Source organism: Pararhodobacter sp., assembly GCF_034676075.1.
GTDB lineage: Bacteria > Pseudomonadota > Alphaproteobacteria > Rhodobacterales > Rhodobacteraceae > Pararhodobacter.
Genome location: NZ_JAUCCQ010000061.1, coordinates 1 through 21,086 on the forward strand (window position 1 = coordinate 1; position 21,086 = coordinate 21,086).

Genomic DNA, 21,086 nt, shown 5'->3' on the forward strand with positions numbered 1-21,086 from the left:
CGCGGCTGAAACGCGCCACTGGCGCGTTTCCGAGACGCCGCTCACCCCCCCGCCCGAGGGAACCGAGGGCGAACCCCTCAGGCTTCCGGCGGCGGGTCCAGCAGCACACCCCGCGAATGCGAGGCGAATTCGCGCGACCAGATCAACCAGCTCACCACCAGCGTCGCCGCCATCAGCGCCCAGGGTCCGAGCAGCCAGGCCAACGACGCCAGCGCGAAATAGGTCGCCCTGAGGCCGCGGTTGAAATTATAGGCGGCGCGGATGTTGATCTCGGCCGCCTGGCGCGCGCGGGGATAGGCCAGCGGGTCCGAGGCCTCGTTCGGCACGGTCGACATCATGATCGAGGAATAGCCGAACAGCCGGTTCGACCACAGGAATTTCAGGAATCCGTGCGACAGGAAGAGGCCCGCCAGCAGCAGCCGCGTCTCGAAGGACCGCGCCGATCCCGCCTCCAGCGACAGGTCCTGCGCCACGCCCCGCAATTGCTCGGGGTTGCCGATCAGCGCCAGCAACCCGCCCAGCGCCAGCAACGTGGTCGAGGCCAGCCAGTTGGTGCTCTGGCGCAGGCTCGCCAGGACCGAGGCATCGTACATCCGCGGCATCCGCGTCACGAATTGCTTCAGCCATTCGCGCCGGTATTGCGCCATCAGCACGGTGACCGAGGGCTTGGCGGTCTTCGTCAGCTCGATGCGCCAGCCCAGCCCGTACCAGGCAAGCGCCATCAGCCCCAGCGCCGCCAGATCGGCGGGCGCCAGCAGGGCAAGGATCGTCTGGGCCATCATCGTCGTATCCGGCATCGCTGTTTCCGGGCTGGTTTCGCGCTACATCGTCTCATCGGACGCGCCCCGCCCCGCTGTCAACCACCGCATCCGGCAATCGCGCTGGACGCGCCCGCGAAACTGGTTATATTTTCTTACCAAAGCGGCCGCCGTGAGGCTCCGAGGAGGAACGCCATGCAGATGCCCCGTCCCAGCGCCGACATCCTCGGCCGCCGTGCCAGCATCGTCGCGCGCCTGCGGGCGCTGCTGCCCGCCGATGCGGTCATCGATGACCCGCACGAGACCCGGGCCTATGAATGCGACGGGCTGACCGCCTATCGCTGCCCGCCGCTTGCCGCCGTCCTGCCCCGCACCACCGAAGAGGTCGCGGCGATCCTCAGCCTCTGCCATGCCGAGGGCGTGCCGGTGGTGCCGCGCGGCGCCGGCACCAGCCTGGCGGGCGGCTCGCTGCCAACCGCCGATTCGGTCATCCTGGGCGTGGCGCGGATGAACGCGGTGCTGGAGACGGATTACGACAACCGTTTCATCCGGGTGCAGACCGGGCGCACCAACCTCTCCGTCACCGGTGCCGTCGAATCGGACGGCTTCTTCTACGCCCCCGACCCCTCGTCGCAGCTGGCCTGCGCCATTGCGGGCAATATCGCCATGAACTCAGGCGGGGCGCATTGCCTGAAATATGGCGTCACCACCAACAACCTGCTGGGTGTGACGCTGGTGCAGATGGACGGCACGGTGGTCGAGATCGGCGGGCCCTGGATGGACGCAGGCGGGCTCGACCTGCTGGGCCTCATCTGCGGGTCCGAGGGTCAGCTGGGCGTGGTGACGGAAGCGACGCTGCGCATCCTGCCGAAGCCCGAGGGCGCGCGGCCGGTGCTGATCGGCTTTTCGGCCAACGAGATCGCCGGCGCCTGCGTCAGCGACATCATCAAGGCGGGTGTCCTGCCCGTCGCCATCGAATTCATGGACCGCCCCTGCATCCGCGCCACCGAGGCTTTCGCGCATGCGGGCTATCCCGATTGCGAGGCGCTGCTCATCGTCGAGGTCGAGGGGTCCGAGGCCGAGATCGACGAACAGCTGGCCCTGATCCGCCAGATCGCCGCCCGCCACGACCCGGTCGAATTCCGCGAAAGCCAGTCCGAGGAGGAATCGAAGAAGATCTGGCTCGGCCGCAAATCCGCCTTTGGCGCCATGGGCCAGATCAACGATTACATGTGCCTCGACGGCACGATCCCGGTCAGCGAACTGCCCCGCGTGCTGCGGCGGATCGGCGAGCTGAGCCGGGAATACGGGCTCGACGTGGCGAATGTGTTTCACGCGGGCGACGGCAACATGCATCCCCTGATCCTGTTCGACGCCAACAAGCCCGGCGATCTGCAAACCTGCGAGGCGCTGGGGGCCGAGATCCTCAAGCTCTGCGTCGAGGTCGGCGGCTGCCTGACCGGCGAACATGGCGTGGGGATCGAGAAGCGCGATCTGATGGTGGTGCAATTCGCGCCCGAGGATCTGGAAGCGCAGATGCGGGTCAAGGATGTCTTCGACCCCAAATGGCTGCTGAACCCCGCCAAGGTCTTCCCCCTCGCCGCCAGCGAAACGCGCCGGGCCTCCTGAGCCCGGGGCAACCTGATAGGTCGCCCTGCCCCCGCCCGGGGTTCACGCAACCCGATAACCTGGTCCCGATTTTGTCTGTCACCCGCCAAAGCCAGCACCCTGTGTTCATGCCTCCCGGAAGCCCCCGGGCGGCTTTTTGCAACACAGGATATCGCCATGCTTTCGCTCAAATCCCTTCTGACTGCCTCGCTGGCCGCGCTGGTGCTGCCCATGGCCGCCTCGGCGCATGCCCCCGACCCGGCGATCGCCCGGGTCATGCCGATGATCTCGGCCTTGATGGAGGCCCCCTCGGCCCGGCTCTACCGCAGCGACTACATGCGGGCTCCGACGCTGTGGCCCGACTACCAGCTCGGCCCGGTGATCCCGCATCTGCGGCTGCGGCTCCATTGCGTCGTTTCGGGCACGCCGGTGGAATTCCCCGACGACCTGCATATCTGGGCGGATTTCCCGGTCGCGGCCGGGACCGTGGCCCATTGGACCGTGACCGGCACCTCGATGCAGGGCTCGGTCGTGCTGCCCGCGCTGGCAGCGGGCGAGTATTACTTCGTCTCGCATGCCCTGCCCGGCGGCTGGCCGGCGGGCGCGGCCTGTTCCGCCTTCGGCAACTGACCCCGCCCGCGCGCCCCGCGGGATCCCCTCCGGCAGGCGTCACGCCCGCCGGAGGGTTTCGCCTGTCCCGCTCCCCGGAGGTGACGCCATGAACCCCGACACATTCGCCGTCCTGCGCCCCGAGACCGAGGCCGAACTGGCCGAGGCGATCCGCCTTGCCTCGGCCCCGCTGGCGATCCGCGGCGGCGGCACCCGCCCGGTCGGACGCCCCCAGCCCGGCGCGCTGCTGGAAACCGGCGCGCTGAGCGGCATCACGCTCTATGAGCCCGGCGCCCTGACGCTGGTGGCGAAGGCGGGCACCCCGCTGGCCGAGGTCGAGGCCGCGCTCGCCGTCGAGGGCCAGCGCCTGCCCTTCGAGCCGATGGATCACCGGGGCCTTCTGCGCACCACGGGCGAGCCGACGCTGGGCGGGATGGTCGCCGCCAATGCCTCCGGCCCCCGCCGGGTGCAGGCGGGTGCCTGCCGCGACAGCCTGATCGGCGTGCGCTTCGTCGATGGAACCGGGACCATCGTCAAGAACGGCGGCCGGGTGATGAAGAACGTGACCGGCTATGACCTCGTGAAGCTGATGGCCGGCAGCTGGGGCACGCTCGGCGTCCTGACCGAAGTCGCCTTCAAGCTGCTGCCCGCGCCGGAAAGCGCCGCCACGATCCTCTGGCAGGGGCTGGACAGCGCCAGCGCCCTGCGGCTGATGGCCGAGGCGCTGAAAACCCCGTGGGAGGTCAACGCCGCCGCCCATCTGCCCGACCAGCGCACCCTGCTACGGGTCGAGGGCTTCGCCCGTTCCGTCGCCTACCGCGCCGACGAACTGGCCAAGGCGCTGGCCCCCTTCGGCCGCTCGGTGACGCTGGGCGCCGCCGAAACCGCCAGCCTCTGGGCCCAGGTCCGCGACGTCGCGCCGTTCCACGATCAGGACGGCGACGTCTGGCGCATTGCCGTCAAACCCTCGGACGCCGCGGCGCTGGTGGCGAAGGCCGGGGGCGAAGCGCTCTATGACTGGGGCGGCGGCCTGATCTGGCTGCGGGTGGGCGAAGGCGTCGACCTGCGCGCGCGGCTGGGCGCTTTCCCCGGCCATGCCACGCTGATCCGCGCCAGCGTCGAGACGCGGCGCCATATCGCCCCCTTCCCGCCCGAGCCCCCCGCCATCGCCGCCCTGACCCGGGGGCTCCGCGCCCGGTTCGACCCGCGCGGGGTGCTGAACCCCGGCCTGATGGACGCCTGAGATGTCCTTTGCCGAAGTCCTGATCCCCTTTGCCCTGATCCTGCTGCCCGGTTTCGCGGTGATCGCCCTCGCCCGCCCGATCTGGGTGCCGGTGGCGGGCGTGATCCTGGGCGCGGGCCTGATGACCGCGCTGGCGCTCGGCACCCTGGGCCAGCCCTGCAACAGCGATCCCGCCGGTTGCGGCATGGCGCGCGGGTTCGAGGGGCTGATCCTCATGCTGGGGGTTTTCGTCCTGCTCTCCGCGGCGCTCGCGGCCATCGCCTGGCGCCTTGCCGCCGGACGCGAGGCCGGGCTCGGCCCGCGCCTGCTGGCGATGATCCTCACGCCGCTGGCGCTGGCCGCGCTCGCCGCCATCATCTTCTTCTAGGGGCCTCCGCCATGCAGACCAGTTTCACGCCCGAACAGTTGAAAGCCCCCGCGATCCAGCGCGCCAACGAGGTGCTCAGGACCTGCGTCCATTGCGGCTTCTGCACCGCCACCTGCCCGACCTATCAGGTGCTGGGCGACGAATTGGACAGCCCGCGCGGCCGGATCTACCTGATCAAGGACATGCTGGAGCAGGGCCGCCCGGCGGATGAGAAGACCGTCAAGCATATCGACCGCTGCCTGTCGTGCCTGTCGTGCATGACCACCTGCCCCTCGGGCGTGCATTACATGCATCTGGTGGACATCGCCCGCGACCATATCGAGAAGACCTACAGACGCCCGGCGATGGACCGCTTCCTGCGCTGGATGCTGGCGCGGATCATCCCCTACCCCACCCGCTTCCGCCTCGCGCTGCTGGGGGCCAAGATCGGCCGCCCCTTCGCCTTCCTGATGCCCGACGCGCGGCTGAAGGCGATGCTGGCCATGGCCCCGAAGCGTATCCCCCCGGTCAGCCGCAATGACGCGCCGCAGGTCTTTCCGGCCCAGGGGGAACGCCGGATGCGCGTCGCGCTGATGACCGGCTGCGCCCAGAAGGCGCTGAACACCGACATCAACGATTCGACGATCCGCGTGCTGACCCGGCTGGGCTGCGAGGTGGTGGTGGCCAAGGGCGCGGGCTGCTGCGGCGCGCTGACCCATCACATGGGCCAGACCGATCTGAGCCATGCCTCGGCCGCACAGAACATCCGCGCCTGGATGGCCGAGGTCAACGGCGAGGGGCTGGACGCTGTGGTCATCAACACCTCGGGCTGCGGCACGACGGTGAAGGATTACGGCCATATGTTCCGCAACGACCCGCTGGCGGCCGAGTCCGCGCAGATCGCCGCGCTGGCCCGGGACGTGTCCGAGGTCCTGACCCGGCTGAAACCCGAGGGCGCGGCCCCCGAACCCCTCCGCGTCGCCTATCACGCCGCCTGCTCGCTGCAACACGGCCAGCAGATCAAGGACGCGCCCAAGGCGCTGCTGAAACGGCTGGGCTTCACGGTGGTGGAACCCGCCGATTCCCATCTCTGCTGCGGCTCGGCTGGCACCTACAACCTGCTGCAACCCGAGATCTCGGGGGAACTGAAACGCCGCAAGGTCGAGACGCTGGAGGCGAAGGCCCCTGACGTGATCTCGGCCGGAAACATCGGCTGCATGATGCAGATCGGCTCGGGCACCGGCATCCCGGTGGTGCATACGGTCGAGCTGGTGGATTGGGCGACCGGGGGGCCGAGGCCGCGCGCCCTCGACGCGGCAGGTGCAAGCACGCCCCCTCCCCCCCTCCCGTAGGGTGCGTGCTTGCACGCACCGGCCCCGCCTCCCCATTCCTCGCCCCTTCATTCTGCCCCAAATACGCCCTTCCCCGCCACAAGCACCGACGCCTCGCGCGGCGGGGCGCAGGCGGGGTGGGTGGGCGGGAGCCTGCGCCCCGCCGCGCCGCGCCCCGCTGTCCCCCGCCCCAATTCCGCCACCTTCCCCCTGCACCGTCCGCCAGCCCCGCCCATAGCCGATCCCATGCGCCACCTTGCCCTGATCCTCGCCCTGCTGCCCCTGCCTGCGCTTGCCCAGCAGGACAGCCGCCTGCATGCCCTGCAAACCGGCGACGCCTCGCGCGGGTGGGAGGCGGTCGGCCGCCTCGACATGCAGGGCGTGGGCTTTTGCACCGCGACGCTCATCGCCCCCGACCGGGTGCTGACTGCCGCCCATTGCCTCTTCGACCGCACCACCGGCGCCCGGGTGCCGGAGGACCGGCTCGAATTCCTGGCGGGCTTCCGCACCGGCCGGGCCGAGGCGATCCGCGGCGTCACCCGCGCCGCCATCTGGCCCGCCTTCGATTTCGCCGCCGGGGCCGACCTGAGCAACGTTTCCGAAGATATCGCCGTTCTCGAACTCGACCGCCCGGTGCGCACCACCTCGATCCAGCCCTTCAGCGTGGGCGAGGTTCCGGCGGGCAGCGGCGCCGCCGTCGCCGTGGTCAGCTATGGCCGAGGCCGGGCCGAAGCCCCCTCGATCCAGGAGACCTGCCACGTCCTCGACCAGCGCCGTGACGGGGTCTCGGTCTTCTCCTGCCAGATCGACTTCGGCTCCTCGGGCTCGCCGGTTTTCGCGGTCGAGGGGGGCGAGGTGCGGATCGTCTCGCTGATCTCGGCCCGGGCGGAAAACGGCGAAAGGCCGCTCTCGCTGGGGATGCGGCTGGCGGGTCGGGTGCAGGCGCTGGAGGCCGCGCTCGATCAGGATGTGTCGGGGCTGACGGCCCCGGGACCGCAGGGCGCCAGACGCAGCGCGCGCTTCGTCCGGCCCTGAACCAACCTCTTGAAACCCGCGGCAGGGCTTCCCACATCGGGATGACCGGGCGCCCATGATGGGGTCCGGGACATCGCCCGGCCGGGCCGACCGGCGGGCAACACATTGACATCGCTTATCAAAGGATGACACCGATGCGTGCTTTCGACCCGACCCCCCTGTTCCGCGCCTCCGTGGGTTTCGACCGGATGGCGGATCTCATGGATCGCGTCCTGGCGGCTGAACCCGTGCAGCCGACCTACCCGCCCTACAACATCGAGAAGACCGACGAGAATGCCTATCGCATCTCGGTCGCCGTCGCCGGTTTCGCCGCCGATGAACTCTCGGTGGAGCTGAAAGAGAACGGGCTCACCATTTCCGGCCGCAAGGCCGAGGACAGCGCCGAGCGCACCTATCTGCACCGCGGCATCGCCACCCGCGCCTTCGAGCGCCGCTTCCATCTGGCCGACCATGTCCGCGTCTCGGGTGCGACCCATGCCGATGGCATGCTGCATATCGACCTGGTGCGCGAGATCCCCGAGGCGCTGAAACCGCGCCGGATCGAGATCGCCAGCACCAAGTCCAGCGCGCAACTGGTTGACGCCTCGGCGGCCTGAGGTCTCCCCGCCGAAGCGTGAAGGAGGGCGTGCCCGGCGACGGGCGCGCCCTTTTCCGTACCCCGCTGCCGGGTTAGTCTCCGCCCCGAGCAAGAGGAGTCCGGCATGCTGACTTTCGAAACCTGGGACGTGTTCACCGAGACGCGGTTCAGCGGCAATCCGCTGGCCATCGTCCATGGCGCGGGCGATCTGAGCCCGGCGCAGATGCTGACCCTCGCGCGGGAATTCAACCTGTCCGAGACGATCTTCGTCATGCCGCCCCGCGATCCGGCCCATACCGCCCGGGTCCGCATCTTCTTTCCCACCGCCGAAATCCCCTTCGCCGGGCATCCGACGATCGGCTGCGCGATCTGCCTCTCGGGGCTGGCGGGCGAGGGCCCTGACACACTGCAGCCGCTGATGCTGGAGGAGGAGGCGGGCCTCGTCCCCGTCACCGTGACCCGGCAGGCGGGCCGCGTGCGGGCCGAATTCACCGCGCCCGTCACGCCCTTCGCCAAGCCGGGCCAAGCCGATCCCGCGCTCTGCGCCAAGGCGCTGGGGGTGGCGGCGGTCGGTGCTGCGGGTCACCCGGCGCCGTCGCTCTGGCAGGGGGGCCCCGGGTTCCTCTATGTGCCGCTGCCGGATCTCGACGCGCTGGCAATCGCCCGGCCACAGGAGCCCGCCTGGTCGCGGCTGATGGCCGAGGCCGGGGTCGATTCCGCCTGGTGCTATGTGCCGGTCGAGGGGGGCTACCGGGCGCGGATGTTCTCGCCGACCGCGGGCATTCCGGAGGATCCGGCGACCGGCTCCGCCAGCGCCATCTTCGCCGCCGAACTCGTCGCGCGGGGCCTGGTGGGCGACGGCGAGACGCCGGTCGCGATCACCCAGGGGGTGGAGATGGGGCGGCCGTCGGACATCGGGCTGACGGTGGTGGTGAAGGACGGAGCGCTGGCCTCGGTGCGGGTGGCGGGATCGGCGGTGCCGGTGTCGCGGGGGCAGATCGCGGTGCCGTGAGGGCAGCGACGGTGCGTGCGAGCACGCACCCTACGGGGAGAGGCGCTTGCTTCGCCGTCGCGGGTTCGGTGGGATGAAATCCCACCCTACGGGGCCGTAGGGTGCCTGCTCGCACGCACCATCCGCACCGCGAAGGCAGGAAAAAATCCTACCGGCCGCGCACCGTAGGGTGGGATTTCATCCCACCCCACCACCGGCCGGGACGCAGAGCATCACCGCCGCCCCTCGCGCAACCACCCGACCAGCACGAACCCAAGGCCCAGCACCAGCCACAACCACGCCGGCAACAGGGGCGAGAGCCGCAGGTCGGTCGTTACATAGGCGCCGCGCGGGGTCACGCCCAGCCAGCCGCGGCCCCAGGCCTGCCGCCCGCCCTCGACCAGCCGCAACGACGGCACGCCGCCCGCCACCGCCGCCACCCCGCCGCGGGTCGCCCCCATCAAGGGCGCCAGCGGCGCGTCATCCGCCACCACCCGCTCGTATTCGCGGGGATTGGCCGTGCCCAGCACCGCCACCGTATCCAGATCGTCCGAGCGCAGCCGGTAGAGCCCCGGCTCCGCGCCTTCCCATTCGGCGGTGAAGCGGCCCGGTTCGGTCTCGGTCAGCGGCACTTCGACACTGCTGTCATCCGGCCCGGTGATCGTCACCGCATGCGGCCCGTCCGACAGCGAGCGGCGGGTGATCGACAGGGTGAGCCCCTCGCCGGTGGCGATCAGCGCCTCTTCCTCAAGATCCGGCTCGCGCATCATCCAATGCGCCAGACGCCGCAGCAATTCCGCCTGCGGGCCGCCGCCCTCGAACCCGCGGTCCCAGAGCCAGGCCTGATCCGAGGCCAGCATCGCCACCCGCCCCTCGCCCGCATGATCCAGCACCAGAAGCGGCCGGTCGCCGATGCCCTGCATCACCACCTCGCCCGCGCCGGGCGTCAGTTCGATCTGCCTGAGCCACCGGCCCCAGCCGGGCAGCGCGCTGCCGTCGCGGGGCGGGAAATCGGCGTCGAGCCCGGCGGTCACCGGATGGCGCTGGCCGATCTCGGACAGATGCGGGGTGAAGGGCTGGTCGAAGACCCGAGCGGTGGGTTCGGCGGGCAGGATGCGGCCCAGGGCGGAATGATAGATGCTCTCGGCGCTGGCCAGTTCCGGGCCACCGGCGACCAAGAGGGCACCGCCCTCCATCACATACCTTCGGATATTGTCGAAATAGGACGGCGGCAGGATGCCCCGGCGGCGGTAGCGGTCGAAGATGATCAGGTCGAATTCGTTGATCTTCTCGACGAACAGCTCCCGCGTCGGGAAGGCGATAAGCGAGAGTTCGTTAACCGGCACCCCGTCCTGACGATCCGGCGGGCGGAGAATGGTGAAATGCACCAGATCGACGGAGGGGTCGGATTTCAGCAGGTTGCGCCAGGTCCGTTGCCCGGTATGCGGCTCGCCCGAGACCAGCAGCACCCGCAGCCGGTCGCGGATGCCGTTGATCTGCACCACGCCCGCGTTGTTGCGGTCGGTGAGTTCGCCCTCCTCGACCGGCAGCTGGAAGCGCAGCACGTTCAGCCCGCCGCGGTCCAGCGTCAGGTCCAGCGTCAGGTCCTGCCCGATCGGCGCCGTGGCATAGCGCAGATCGTCGCCGTTCAGCGCGAAGCCCACCTGCACCGGACGGTCGCGCAGAGCCTCGGGCACCGCGCCCTCATCCTCGATGCGGATCGTCAGGCTCAGCGTTTCGCCCAGAATCGCATAGGCCGGGGCGTTGCGGATGATCAGGCGCCGGTCCCAGTCGCCGGGGGTGCCGGTCTCGATCAGATGGACCGGGGCCTGCGGCGCGGCACTCACCGCATCATGGGAGATCCCGTCCGAAATGACGAAGACCCCGGCCAGCCGGTCATGCGGCAGATCGGCCAGCGCCGCGGCCAGCGCGGTGTTGAGGGTCGAGCCGGTGTTGTCGGCCCCGTCCGGGACCGAGACGACGCGCTCCTCGATGCCCAGCCGGGCCAGTTCGGCGCCGATCTGGGCCGCGGCCTCGTCGGTCTGGTCACTGCGCCCCGCCAGCCGGTTGGAGCCGGTCTCGTCCCGCAGCACCAGCGCGATGTCGCTCAGCGGCTGGCGTTCCTCGGATTGCAGGGCGGGATTGGCCAGCGCCGCCAGGATCAGCGCCAGACCCAGCGTGCGGAACGGCCAGCCGACTAGCCCGCGCCAGATCGACAGCAACGTCACGGCCAGCGCCAGCGCGCCCAGCACGGCGATCACCGGCCAGGAGAGAAGCGGATCGAAGACCAGCGCGGTTCCGTTCATTGCCCCAGCCTTTCCAGCAGCGCCGGCACATGGACCTGGTCGGATTTGTAGTTGCCCGAAAGCACATGCATGATCAGGTTGACCCCGAAACGCAGCGCCATCTCGCGCTGCCGCTCGCCGGTCGACCCCCGCCCGACCTGCAACAGGGGCGTGCCCTGTTCATCGACCGCCCAGGCCGAGGCCCAATCGTTCGAGCCGATCACGACCGGCGTCACCCCGTCGTTGAGGTTGCGAAACGGCATCCCCTCGGCCCGCTGGGCATCGGGTGGCGCGGCCTCGACCCAGACGGTGCCGCCCTGCCAGCGGCCGGGGTAATCGGCCAGCAGATAGAAGGTGCGGGTCAGGACGTGATCCTCGGGCAAGGGCTCCAGCGGCGGGATGTCGAGCCCCGCGGCGATCTGTTGCAGCCGCCGCCCGGCCGAGGTCATGCCGCCGGTCAGCCGCGCCTGATCGGCGTCGCGGGTGTCGAACAGGATCATCCCGCCCGAGCGCAGATAGCGGTTCAGCCGGTCATTGGCCTCGGCCGAGGGCAGCGGGCTTTCAGCGGTGACGGGCCAGTAGAGGAAGGGGAAGATCGACAGCTCGTCCGTCTCGACATCCACCGCCATCGGCAAGGCGGGCTCGACCGAGGAGCGCTGGTACAGCGCCAGCGACAGGCCCCGGAGCCCGGCCAGCGCCACGTCGTCGACTTGCGGATTGCCGCTGGTGACGGCGGCCAGAACCACCGATTCCGTGGCCTCCAGGATGCGGGTGTCGACCGGCTGCGCCTCGGCCCGCGGGACCGAGAGGCCCAGCGCCAGCAACAGCATCGCCGCCCTGAGGAGCCGCCCGCCCAAAGCCAGCGTGGCGAGGGCATCGAGCATCAGCACGGCGGCGGCGGCGGCGAACAGATACCCGCCCAGCGGCACCTCGGGCCGTTCGACGCCGGTCTCCAGATTGGTGCCGAGCGGCCATTGCGCGGGCGTCAGCGGCGTCTGCGCATCGGTGGCGTTGACGGCGAGCCTGAGCGCCGTTCCGGCATAAAGGCCGGGCGGCAGGTCCGGCCCCGGGGCGCGCTCACCGGCCAGAACCGGCGCCAGATCCTCGCCGGGGACGGCGGGTCGGTTGGCGGTGCTTTGCAGGAGGCCTAAACCGTCCAGCTCTTCCTCCGGCTGCCAATGGGTGCCTTCCAGCTCCCCGGCCTCGGGCACCGCGCCGCGGGTGGAGATCGCCAAGCGCTCCAGCATGCTGACGAAAAGCCCGGAAATCGGCAGGTTCGACCATTCGGCATTCGCCGTCACATGGAACAGCACCACCTGGCCCGAACCGCGCGCGGCCCGCGTGACCAGCGGCGTGCCATCCGCCAGCGCGGCGATGGTGTGGCTGGCCAGATCGGGGCCGGGCTGGGCCAGAACCTGCGCGCGGATGCCGACATCCTCGGGCACCGGCAGGCCGGCGAAGGGCGAATCCTCGGGGAAAGGCGCCAGCGATCGGGGATCGCCCCAGCTCATCGCGCCCCCCACGGTGCGGCCACCGGCGCGCAGCGGCACCGGCAGCAGCGGATCCTCCTGTGGCGCGCCGAAGCCCGAGGCGCTGGCACCGGCCCCCGCCATCCGCGGCCCGGCGAAGCGCAACAGCAAGCCGCCCGCCTCGACCCAATCGGTCAGGTCCTGCGTCTCAGCCTCGGTCATCGCCGGCATGTCGGCCAGCACGATGACATCGGGGCCGGTCAGCAGCAGATCGTCCAGCGACGAGGATTCGACCAGATCGGCCGAAGGCTCCAGCGCCTGCCGCAGATAGTGCAGCGGACTGAGCAGCGCGAGGGATTCATTGCCCTCCCGCACCGTCAGCAGCGCCACCTTCCGGCGGCGCAGGCTGTCATCGGTCAGCGTGACCGCCCCCGCCCCCCGCGCGCCCTCGATCTGGAAGCGGGTGATGCGGTTCCTCAGCTCCGGCGGCAGGTCGAACAGCGCCTCGGCACTCTGCGCGCCCGGGTCGAAGACCAGATCGGCGCGGGCGAGGTCGCGCTCGGCCCCGGCCGGATCGCGGCCGATGGCCAGCAGCGTCAGGGCCAGCGGCGGGCCTTGGGTGCGGCGCGCGGCGACGGTCACGTCCTGCCCGTCGAACGAGGGCGGGGCCAGCGCGATCACCGGCGTGTCCGGCTGATAGATCTGCACCGGCCCCAGATCCGACAGCGCCGACAGCAGCGCATTGCGCCCGTCCCGCGCCAGCCCGTCGCTGAGCCAGAGGGTTTCGGTCCCGTCCGGGACCGTCCCGACCCAATCGGGCATCGCGGTGTCCGGCGACCAGGGGCGCGGCGTCAGGCCGGTCAGCCGCTCGCGCCAATGCTCGGCGGCGCGGAATTCGATGGCGCCCTGCGGCGGATCGGTCAGCGCGACCACGGCGACGGGCCGCCCGGCGCGCTGCGCACCGTCCAGCGCCTGGCTCACCCGTTCCAGCCGCCGCGGCCAATCGCGGGCGCTGGCCCAGCTCGCATCCAGCACGATCAGCAGGTTGCCCTGCCCGGGCAGGGCCCGGGACGGGTTCAGCACCGGCCCGGCCAAGGCCAGGATCAGCGCCGCCAGCGCCGCGACGCGCAGCAGCAGCAGCCACCAGGGCGTGCGCTGGCTCTCGGGGTCGCGGTCGCGCAGACCCAAAAGCAGGGCGATGCCCGGGAAACGGCGGCGCACCGGGGCGGGCGGCACCGCGCGCAACAGCCACCACAGGATCGGCAGTGCCAGCAGCGCCCAAAGCAGGACCGGCGTGGTGAAACCCAGCATACTCATCGCCGCCGCGCCTCGCCCAGCGCCTGATAGAGCCAGAGCAACCCCTCGGCCGCCGGGCGGTCGGTGTGCAGCGTCGTCGTGTGCCAGCCCGATTGCCGGGCCATGGCCTGCACGTGATCCTTGCGGGCGGCGAGCCTTGCCAGATAGGCCGTGCGCAGATCGCCCGCGCGCAGCGTCTCATAGCTCAGATGGCCCGACATGCTTTCGAACCGGGTGCGGCCGTCATAGGGAAAGGCCTCCTCCGCCGGGTCGAGGATCTGCACCAGGATGCCGCGCATCGACCGCGCGGCGGCCAGCGCCAGCGCGCCCTCGATCTGGGACAGATCGCCCAGGAAATCGGAGAAAATCACCACATGCCCGCCGCTGGGCGAAGCATGGAGATCAATCGCGCCATGTTCGGCGCCTTGTTCGGCTTCCTCGGCCAGTGCGGCGGCCAGCAGCCCCGCCTGCGCCCGCCCGGCGCGGGGGGCAAGGCTCGCCTCGGCCAGTCCCACCCGCTCGCCGCCCCTGAGCAGCACCAGCGCCAGCGCCATGGCCAGTAGCCGGGCGCGCGCCACCTTGGTCTCGCGCTCGCGGGTCGAGGTGAAGGACATCGCCGCGCCGCCATCGACCCAGAGCGTCACCGCCCGCGCCGCCTGCCATTCCGTCTCGCGCAGATAAAGCTCATCCCCCCGGCCCGAGCGGCGCCAGTCGATCCGCGCCACGCCCTCGCCCGGACCCAGCGGGCGGAACTGCCAGAACTCGGCCCCCGGCCCGGCGCGGCGGCGGCCATGGGCGCCGGGCAGCACCGATTGCGCCAGATGCTCGGCGGCAACCAGCAGGGGCGGCAGGGCACCCGAAAGCGCTTCACCCTCGCGGCGAAGGTCGGCGCCATAGGGCGCGGCTGTGCTCACGCAGCCGCCTCCATCGTGCCGGTCACGCGGCCCGCCACGCGGTCGATCACCCCGCCCAGCGTCTCGCCCCGGGCCCGCGCGGCAAAGCTCAGCGCCATCCGGTGAGACAGGACCGGCCGGGCCAGCGCCGCGACATCCTCGGCCGAAGGCGCAAGGCGGCCTTGCAGCAGCGCCCGGGCGCGGACCGCCAGCATCAGCGCCTGCGCGGCGCGCGGGCCCGGCCCCCAGGCGAGGCTGTCGCCGAGGCTCGCGTCAGCCTCGGCCGAGCCCGGACGGCAGGCGCGCACCAGCTGCAGGATCGTGTTGACCACGCTTTCGCCGACCGGCATGCGGCGGATCAGGGTCTGCGCGGCCAACAGATCGGCAGCGGTGAAGACCTCGTGCGATTGCGCTTCCTCGGTGCCGGTGGTGGCCATGAGGATCGCGCGCTCGGTCGCAAGGTCCGGATATTCAACGTCAATCTGCACCAGGAAGCGGTCGAGCTGGGCCTCGGGCAGCGGATAGGTGCCCTCCTGCTCGATCGGGTTCTGGGTGGCCAGCACGTGGAAGGGCGCGCCCAGCGGCCGGTGGCGCCCGGCGATGGTCACCTCACGCTCCTGCATGGCCTGCAGCAGGGCCGATTGCGTGCGGGGGCTGGCGCGGTTGATCTCATCGGCCATCAGAAGCTGGCAGAAGATCGGGCCTTCGATGAAACGAAACTGGCGGCGTCCATCCTCGCCGCTGTCCAGAACCTCGGACCCCAGAATATCGGCGGGCATCAGGTCCGGCGTGAACTGGATGCGGTTCGATTGCAGGCCCATGACGGTGGCGAGCGTATCCACGAGCCGCGTCTTGCCCAGCCCCGGCAGGCCCACCAGCAGCGCATGGCCTCCGGACAGAAGCGCGGTCAGCGACAGGTCCACGACCTTTTCCTGCCCGATGAAACGCGGGGCGATGGCACCCCTCGCCTGTTGCAGGCGGGCGCCGAGCGCCTCGATGGCGGGGACCAGCGTGTCGCTCATGGGCGCATTCCTCCGGGACGTGACCTGTGTTCCCCATGGGTTATATGTCAGGGGTTACCCGCTCGCCCAGACCAAGTTGGATAAAATGACTGCGCCACAAGACAATGTGACACCGCCGCAAGCGCCGGATGCCGAGTCGCTCGCCGCCTCGGCGACGAAGGCCGCGAAAAAGGGCGGATTGCCGCCGGTCCATCTGTGGAATCCACCGTTCTGCGGCGATCTGGACATGCGGATCGCGCGGGACGGGACCTGGTTCTATCTGGGCACGCCCATCGGGCGGCCGGCCTTGGTGCGGCTCTTTTCCACGATCCTGAAGCTGGAGGACGGCAAGTATTTCCTGGTGACCCCGGTCGAGAAGGTCGGAATCACGGTCGAGGACGCGCCCTTCGTGGCGGTGGATTACACGGCGTCGGGCGCGGGCGAGGCGCAGGTGCTGCGGTTCGAGACCAATGTCGGCGATTGTGTCGAGGCCGGGCCCGAGCATCCGATCCGCGTTGAGCGCGACCCCGAGACGGGCGAGCCCGCGCCCTATGTCATGGTCCGCGCCGGGCTGGAGGCGCTGATCGACCGCAAGAGCTTCTACCGGCTGGTCGAGATCGGCGCGCATCATGCGGTCGAGGGCGTGTCGTGGTTCGGGCTGTGGTCGGGCGGGCGGTTCTTTCCGGTGATCCCGTCGGACGAATTGCCTTAGTCAGCCGCCGGGGCCCGTGCCGCGGATAGGCCGGGGGTGCGGACGGTGCGTGAAATCACGCACCCGCTTTCCGAAAGGGCCGGGCCGTCCGACTCGCGCAGCCCCGCCGTAGGGTGCGTGATTTCACGCACCGTCCCCGGCATTCGTCAACGCAGGCGCCGGTCCACCTTCGCTCAGCCGACCCGCAGCCGCCGGATCACCGGCTCCTCGGCCCGGGCCAGCACATCCGCCATCGGCTCTTCGGTCACCGCCATGTGGTGGGCATTGGCATGGATCAGGCGGCCCGGTTCGCTGACCATCGCCACATGCCCGGCCCAGAAGATCAAGTCGCCCGCTTCCTCGGCGCCCTCCATCACGTCAGCCCCTTCCATCACGCTTTGCAGGTCGCTGTCGCCCGGACACTCGCGCCCCAAGGCCCGGAACGCCGCTTGCACCAGGCCCGAGCAATCAATCCCGTCCCGCGAATTGCCGCCCCAGAGATAGGGCGTGCCCAGAAAATCGCGCGCCACCGCCACCAGATCCGCCCGCCAGTCGCCGATCCGGCGCAGATGCCGGGCCGGGATATAGCCGCCCGGCGTCACCGCGAAACGCCCGACCTCGCCCGTCACCTGCAGCCGCGCGCCCATGCTCAGCGCCATCCGCTCGCGCTGCTTGATATCGGGCGCGGCGTAGACATGCGTGGCAGGGGCGGCGACCCAATGGCTGACCGAGAGGTCGTCGCCCAGCGCCTCCTCGGCGATCCAGCCGCAATACCCCTCGTCGCCGTCGAAGCCGAAGGCATGGCCGTCGCATTCGGTGATCACGCAGATCCGGGTGCCCAGCAGCATCTGCCGGTCCCGCGCCCCGCCCGGCGTGGCGCAGAGATCGGCCAGCGGCACCACGACGCGCAGCCAGCGGCCCGGCACGAAAAGCACGCCGTCCAGCGCGCCCTTCAGGCTGTCATGCGCCACCCCGCCCGCGGCGCGGAAATAGCGCCGGTCGGTCATGCGTCGCCCTCGATGGCCAGCCCCAGAACCTCGGGCAGTGCCCAGAGCACCGCCCGCGCGCCCTGCCCCTGCCCGCCCTTGGGCCGGGCGGGCTCGTCCTTCGGCTGCCAGCCGTAGATGTCGAAATGCGCGAATCGCGTGCCCGGCGTCACGAAGCGGCGCAGGAAGAGCGCGGCGGTGATCGACCCGGCCATGCCGCCCCCCGGCGCGTTGTCGAGGTCGGCGATGCCGGGCTCGATCAGCGTTTCATAGGGGGCGTGGAACGGCATGCGCCACAAGGGGTCGGATTCGGCCGCGGCACCATCGGAGAGCGCCAGCGCCAGATCCTCGTCATCGGTGTAGAAGGGCGGCAGGTCCGGGCCCAGCGCGACCCGCGCCGCGCCCGTCAGCGTCGCCATGCAGATCAGCGCGTCGGGCTTTTCCTCGCAGGCCAGCGCCAGCGCATCGGCCAGCACCAGACGCCCCTCGGCATCGGTGTTGTTCACCTCGACCGTCAGGCCGTTGCGCGCGGTCAGCACGTCGCCGGGGCGCATGGCGCTGCCGGAGATCGAATTCTCCACCGCCGGGATCAGCACGCGCAGCCGCACCTTCCAGCCCAGCGCCATGATCATCATCGCCAGCCCCATCACCGTGGCCGCGCCGCCCATGTCCTTCTTCATCAGCCCCATCGAGGCGGCGGGCTTGATGTCCAGCCCGCCGGTGTCGAAACAGACCCCCTTGCCGACCAGCGTGATGCGCGGCCCGCTGTCGCCCCAGCGTAGGTCCAGAAGCCGCGGGATCCGGTCCGAGGCCCGGCCGACCGCGTGGATCAGCGGAAAATTCTCCTGCAGCAGGTCGTCGCCATAGGTGACCGAGACATGGGCGCCGAATTCCTCGGCCAGCGCCAGGAGCGTGGTCTCCAGTTCCTCGGGCCCCATCTGCGAGGCCGGGGTGTTGATCAGGTCGCGCGTCAGCCATTCGGCGGCGGCCAGGATCGAGATGCGCCCGGCGTCGATCCCGGCGGGCGCCTTCAGCATCGCCAGCGGCAGTTCGTCGGCCGAGCGGTGGCGGAAGCGGTCGAAGCTGTAGCCCGCCAGCAGCCAGCCCAGCGCCTGTTCGGGAAGCTCTTCCGCGTCGAAACCGCCGGCCAGGTGATAGGTGCCGCGCGGCAGTTTCTTGCGGGCGGCGCCCAGCGCCATCCGCCGCCGGGCGCGCGCCTTGGCGCCGCCCAGGCCAAAGACCGCCATCGACACCTCGCCCGCCACATCCGGCACGCAGAGCGTCTCACCAGCAGCGGCGGAAAAGCCGGTCGCGTTCAACCAGGTGCGGACCCGTTCGGGCTGCTGGTCCAGCCAGGCCGCCAGCCCGTCGGCGCTGACCGCATGCAACGGGATCGCCGGCGCATCGGCCGAGGCGAAGGTGGCAAGGCTCTGTCGCATGGGCCCTCTCAGCTGCGGAACTGCCCCACCCTAAAGCGCGCCGGGGAGGAAGGGAAAGGGCCTTTCCGCGCCCGGGCCTCGGGCCGCGCAAGCCGTTGCCGCCCGTCGAACCGGGCGGCGTGGCAGTCCTGCGAGCATAAGAGATCAGAGCGAGAGGCGCGGTTCCAGCCAGACCGTCGCCAGCGAGCGGTCGCCGATGCGCACCAGACGTTCCCAGACGGCGCGATAGGCGATCACGTCGCCCCGGCGAGCGGCGATGCCCATGTCGCGCGCCACCTTGGCCAGCGAGGTCAGCCCGATATCGGCGCTGCGCCGCGACACGGCCTGAGCGCGCGGCGCGATCTCGGCCAGACGGTCCTCGCGTCCCAGCGCGTCAACCTCGGCCAGCGTATCCGAAATGGCCTCGACCGCTTCCATCACGTAGTCTTCGGCCCCGCGATGGCCATACCGATTGAACACGTCATCCAAGACAGCGGAGTCGATGACCACCCGCTCGCTTGGACGCATCTCGATGACGAATGTCACGATTGCACCCTTTCTGCCTCTTCGACTCTTCCTTGCGCCCGTCATCAGGATCTTAGATCCAGGCTAACAAATCGTTGCCTCGGGTGCGGAATTGTCGCTCGATTTTCCTGCAAATTGAGCATAGCACTGTCTCCGGCCTGGAAGTATAGGGAAATGCACATGTCTTACGCCCGCAAACTGCCCGGATACCTGGTCAACAGGTTTCGTGGCTGGCGTGCCACACATTATGCCGAGAACAAGAGCTGGTTCCGCCATCTGGCCCAGGAAGGACAGCATCCGCGCTCGATGCTGATCGCCTGTTGCGATTCCCGCGTGCATGTCACGGCGATCTTCGGCGCCGACCAGGGCGAGTTCTTCATTCATCGCAACATCGCCAATCTGGTGCCCCCCTACACGCCCGACGGCGACCACCACGGCACCTCGGCTGCGGTCGAATACGCGGTGACGGCGCTGAAAGTTGCGCATCTCTTGGTGGTCGGGCATTCCAACTGCGGCGGCGTGCGCGGCTGTCACGACATGTGCGCGGGCAAGGCGCCGGAACTCGCCTCGGGCTCCAGCTTCGTCGGCAACTGGATGGAGATCCTGCGCCCCGGCTATGACGCCACGGCCGAGTTCACCGACCCCGAGGCCCGGATCGCGGCCATGGAAAAGCAGGCGGTGCGCATCTCGATCAACAACCTGATGACCTTCCCCTTCGTCAAGGAAGCGGTCGAGAACGAGACGCTGACCCTGCACGGGCTCTGGCACGACATCGGCGAAGGCGGGCTCGAGGCCTACGACCCCGAGACCGACAGCTTCGCCTCGGTGCTCTGAGACCGCGCTTCCGGCATCGGGATACCCTTGCATACCGGAGGGGCCGCGCGCTAGGCTCGGCCCGTTCCGACTTCATGCGAGGGGGCCATGCCCTATTCCGACCGGCTTGTGCCGGCGCTCTATGCCGTTCTGCGCGAAGGCTATGGCGTCGATCATCTGAAACGTGACGCGATCGCCGGGCTGACGGTGGCCATCGTCGCCGTGCCCCTGTCGATGGCGATTGCCATCGCCTCGGGCGGAACGCCCGCGATGGGGCTTTACACCGCGATCATCGGCGGCTTCTTCATCTCGGCCCTGGGGGGCAGCCGGTTCCAGATCGGCGGCCCGGCGGGGGCCTTCATCGTGCTGGTGGCGGCGACGGTCCATGACCACGGCATCGCCGGGATGGTCATGGCGACGATGCTGGCGGGCGTGATCATGGGGGCCATCGGCCTCCTGCGGCTGGGCTCCTACATCAAGTTCATCCCCTATCCGGTGACCGTGGGCTTCACCGCCGGGATCGGCACGATCATCTTCGCCAGCCAGATCAAGGACCTGCTGGGCCTGACGCTGAACGGCCCGGAACCCGGCCCGATCCTGGAGAAATTGCCGGTCATCTGGCAGGCGCTGCCGACGGTGAACCCGGTGACCGTGGCGCTGGCCGCGGGGACCATCGCGCTGATCCTCGGCGTCAAGCACTGGGCGCCGCGCCTGCCGAACCTGCTGATCGCGGTGGCGGTGACGACACTGGCCGTCAACCTCTTCGATCTGGACACGCCGACCATCGTCTCGACCTTCGGCGCGGTTCCGGCGATGCTGCCCGCGCCCAGCCTGCCGCCCCTCGACTGGGGCCTGATGATCGCGGTGCTGCCCAATGCCGTGGGCTTCGCGCTGCTGGGGTCGATCGAGGCGCTCCTCTCCGCGGTCGTGGCCGACGGGATGAGCGGGCGGCGCCATTCCTCGAACATGGAACTGCTGGCGCAGGGCGTGGCGAATATCATGTCGGGCCTGATGGGCGGCATGGTCGCCACCGGCACCATCGCCCGGACCGCCACCAACGTCCGCGCCAATGCCCATTCGCCCGTTGCCGGGATGCTGCACGCGCTCTTCATCCTGGTCTTCATGATGCTGGCCGCGCCGCTCGTTGGCATGGTGCCGCTGGCGGCGCTGGCGGGCGTGCTGGCCACCGTCGCCTGGAACATGATCGAACG

At 70.2% G+C, this 21,086-nt stretch carries 19 protein-coding genes; 11 read left to right on the forward strand and 8 right to left on the reverse strand.

Features of this window, described 5'->3' with window-relative positions:
* Positions 1-77 precede the first annotated feature (77 nt).
* Complete coding sequence (locus VDQ18_RS15080; RefSeq protein ID WP_323021740.1) at positions 78-797, reverse strand: DUF599 domain-containing protein; 720 nt, start codon at positions 795-797, stop codon at positions 78-80.
* 156 nt (positions 798-953) lie between these two features.
* Between VDQ18_RS15080 and VDQ18_RS15085 the strand changes: the two genes are divergently transcribed.
* The 8 genes from VDQ18_RS15085 to VDQ18_RS15120 all read left to right on the forward strand — a co-directional run bounded on the left by VDQ18_RS15085 (position 954) and on the right by VDQ18_RS15120 (position 8,519).
* Positions 954-2,387 carry an FAD-linked oxidase C-terminal domain-containing protein gene (locus tag VDQ18_RS15085; RefSeq protein ID WP_323021741.1) on the forward strand — a complete coding sequence of 478 codons (1,434 nt, stop codon included), beginning with the start codon at positions 954-956 and terminating at the stop codon, positions 2,385-2,387.
* 156 nt (positions 2,388-2,543) lie between these two features.
* Complete coding sequence (locus VDQ18_RS15090) at positions 2,544-2,996, forward strand: hypothetical protein (protein WP_323021742.1); 453 nt, start codon at positions 2,544-2,546, stop codon at positions 2,994-2,996.
* A 112-nt stretch (positions 2,997-3,108) separates the two neighbouring features.
* Complete coding sequence (locus tag VDQ18_RS15095) at positions 3,109-4,218, forward strand: FAD-binding protein (protein ID WP_323021758.1); 1,110 nt, start codon at positions 3,109-3,111, stop codon at positions 4,216-4,218.
* A gap of 1 nt (position 4,219) precedes the next feature.
* The gene (locus VDQ18_RS15100) at positions 4,220-4,585 is read left to right on the forward strand and encodes a hypothetical protein (RefSeq protein WP_323021743.1); all 366 of its coding nucleotides are present in this window, start codon (positions 4,220-4,222) and stop codon (positions 4,583-4,585) included.
* Between the two features lie 11 nt (positions 4,586-4,596).
* Positions 4,597-5,916 (forward strand): glycolate oxidase subunit GlcF, encoded by a 1,320-nt coding sequence (glcF, locus tag VDQ18_RS15105; protein ID WP_323021744.1) that lies wholly within the window; start codon positions 4,597-4,599, stop codon positions 5,914-5,916.
* Between the two features lie 225 nt (positions 5,917-6,141).
* Positions 6,142-6,930 (forward strand): trypsin-like serine peptidase, encoded by a 789-nt coding sequence (locus VDQ18_RS15110; RefSeq protein WP_323021745.1) that lies wholly within the window; start codon positions 6,142-6,144, stop codon positions 6,928-6,930.
* A gap of 134 nt (positions 6,931-7,064) precedes the next feature.
* On the forward strand, positions 7,065-7,526 hold the full coding sequence (locus VDQ18_RS15115) for an Hsp20 family protein (protein ID WP_323021746.1): 462 nt from the start codon (positions 7,065-7,067) through the stop codon (positions 7,524-7,526).
* A gap of 105 nt (positions 7,527-7,631) precedes the next feature.
* Entirely contained in the window at positions 7,632-8,519 is an 888-nt protein-coding gene (locus VDQ18_RS15120) for a PhzF family phenazine biosynthesis protein (RefSeq protein WP_323021747.1), read from the forward strand.
* Between the two features lie 212 nt (positions 8,520-8,731).
* Here VDQ18_RS15120 and VDQ18_RS15125 read toward each other — a convergent pair whose 3' ends face one another.
* The 4 genes from VDQ18_RS15125 to VDQ18_RS15140 are packed head-to-tail and all read right to left on the reverse strand — an operon-like array spanning position 8,732 to position 15,463.
* Positions 8,732-10,804 carry a hypothetical protein gene (locus VDQ18_RS15125; protein WP_323021748.1) on the reverse strand — a complete coding sequence of 691 codons (2,073 nt, stop codon included), beginning with the start codon at positions 10,802-10,804 and terminating at the stop codon, positions 8,732-8,734.
* Entirely contained in the window at positions 10,801-13,569 is a 2,769-nt protein-coding gene (locus VDQ18_RS15130; RefSeq protein ID WP_323021749.1) for a DUF4159 domain-containing protein, read from the reverse strand. Before VDQ18_RS15130 ends, VDQ18_RS15125 begins: the two co-directional genes overlap by 4 nt.
* Positions 13,566-14,462, reverse strand: a complete 897-nt coding sequence (locus tag VDQ18_RS15135) for a DUF58 domain-containing protein (protein WP_323021750.1) — start codon at positions 14,460-14,462, stop codon at positions 13,566-13,568. Before VDQ18_RS15135 ends, VDQ18_RS15130 begins: the two co-directional genes overlap by 4 nt.
* Positions 14,459-15,463, reverse strand: coding sequence for a MoxR family ATPase (locus VDQ18_RS15140; protein ID WP_323021751.1), 1,005 nt, complete (start codon positions 15,461-15,463; stop codon positions 14,459-14,461). Before VDQ18_RS15140 ends, VDQ18_RS15135 begins: the two co-directional genes overlap by 4 nt.
* An 85-nt stretch (positions 15,464-15,548) precedes the next feature.
* Between VDQ18_RS15140 and VDQ18_RS15145 the strand changes: the two genes are divergently transcribed.
* Complete coding sequence (locus VDQ18_RS15145) at positions 15,549-16,154, forward strand: DUF1285 domain-containing protein (protein WP_323021752.1); 606 nt, start codon at positions 15,549-15,551, stop codon at positions 16,152-16,154.
* A 173-nt stretch (positions 16,155-16,327) separates the two neighbouring features.
* Here VDQ18_RS15145 and VDQ18_RS15150 read toward each other — a convergent pair whose 3' ends face one another.
* From VDQ18_RS15150 to VDQ18_RS15160, 3 genes are all read right to left on the reverse strand, one after another.
* On the reverse strand, positions 16,328-17,140 hold the full coding sequence (locus VDQ18_RS15150; RefSeq protein ID WP_323021753.1) for an NlpC/P60 family protein: 813 nt from the start codon (positions 17,138-17,140) through the stop codon (positions 16,328-16,330).
* Positions 17,137-18,558 (reverse strand): leucyl aminopeptidase family protein, encoded by a 1,422-nt coding sequence (locus VDQ18_RS15155; RefSeq protein WP_323021754.1) that lies wholly within the window; start codon positions 18,556-18,558, stop codon positions 17,137-17,139. The genes VDQ18_RS15150 and VDQ18_RS15155 overlap by 4 nt, the downstream gene beginning before the upstream one ends.
* A gap of 144 nt (positions 18,559-18,702) precedes the next feature.
* Complete coding sequence (locus VDQ18_RS15160; protein ID WP_323021755.1) at positions 18,703-19,083, reverse strand: hypothetical protein; 381 nt, start codon at positions 19,081-19,083, stop codon at positions 18,703-18,705.
* A gap of 159 nt (positions 19,084-19,242) precedes the next feature.
* On the opposite strand from VDQ18_RS15160, the gene VDQ18_RS15165 reads away from it, so the two are divergent.
* Positions 19,243-19,896 (forward strand): carbonic anhydrase, encoded by a 654-nt coding sequence (locus VDQ18_RS15165; RefSeq protein ID WP_323021756.1) that lies wholly within the window; start codon positions 19,243-19,245, stop codon positions 19,894-19,896.
* Between the two features lie 87 nt (positions 19,897-19,983).
* Positions 19,984-21,086: SulP family inorganic anion transporter (locus VDQ18_RS15170; protein WP_323021757.1), on the forward strand; the 1,103-nt coding region annotated here is incomplete at its 3' end.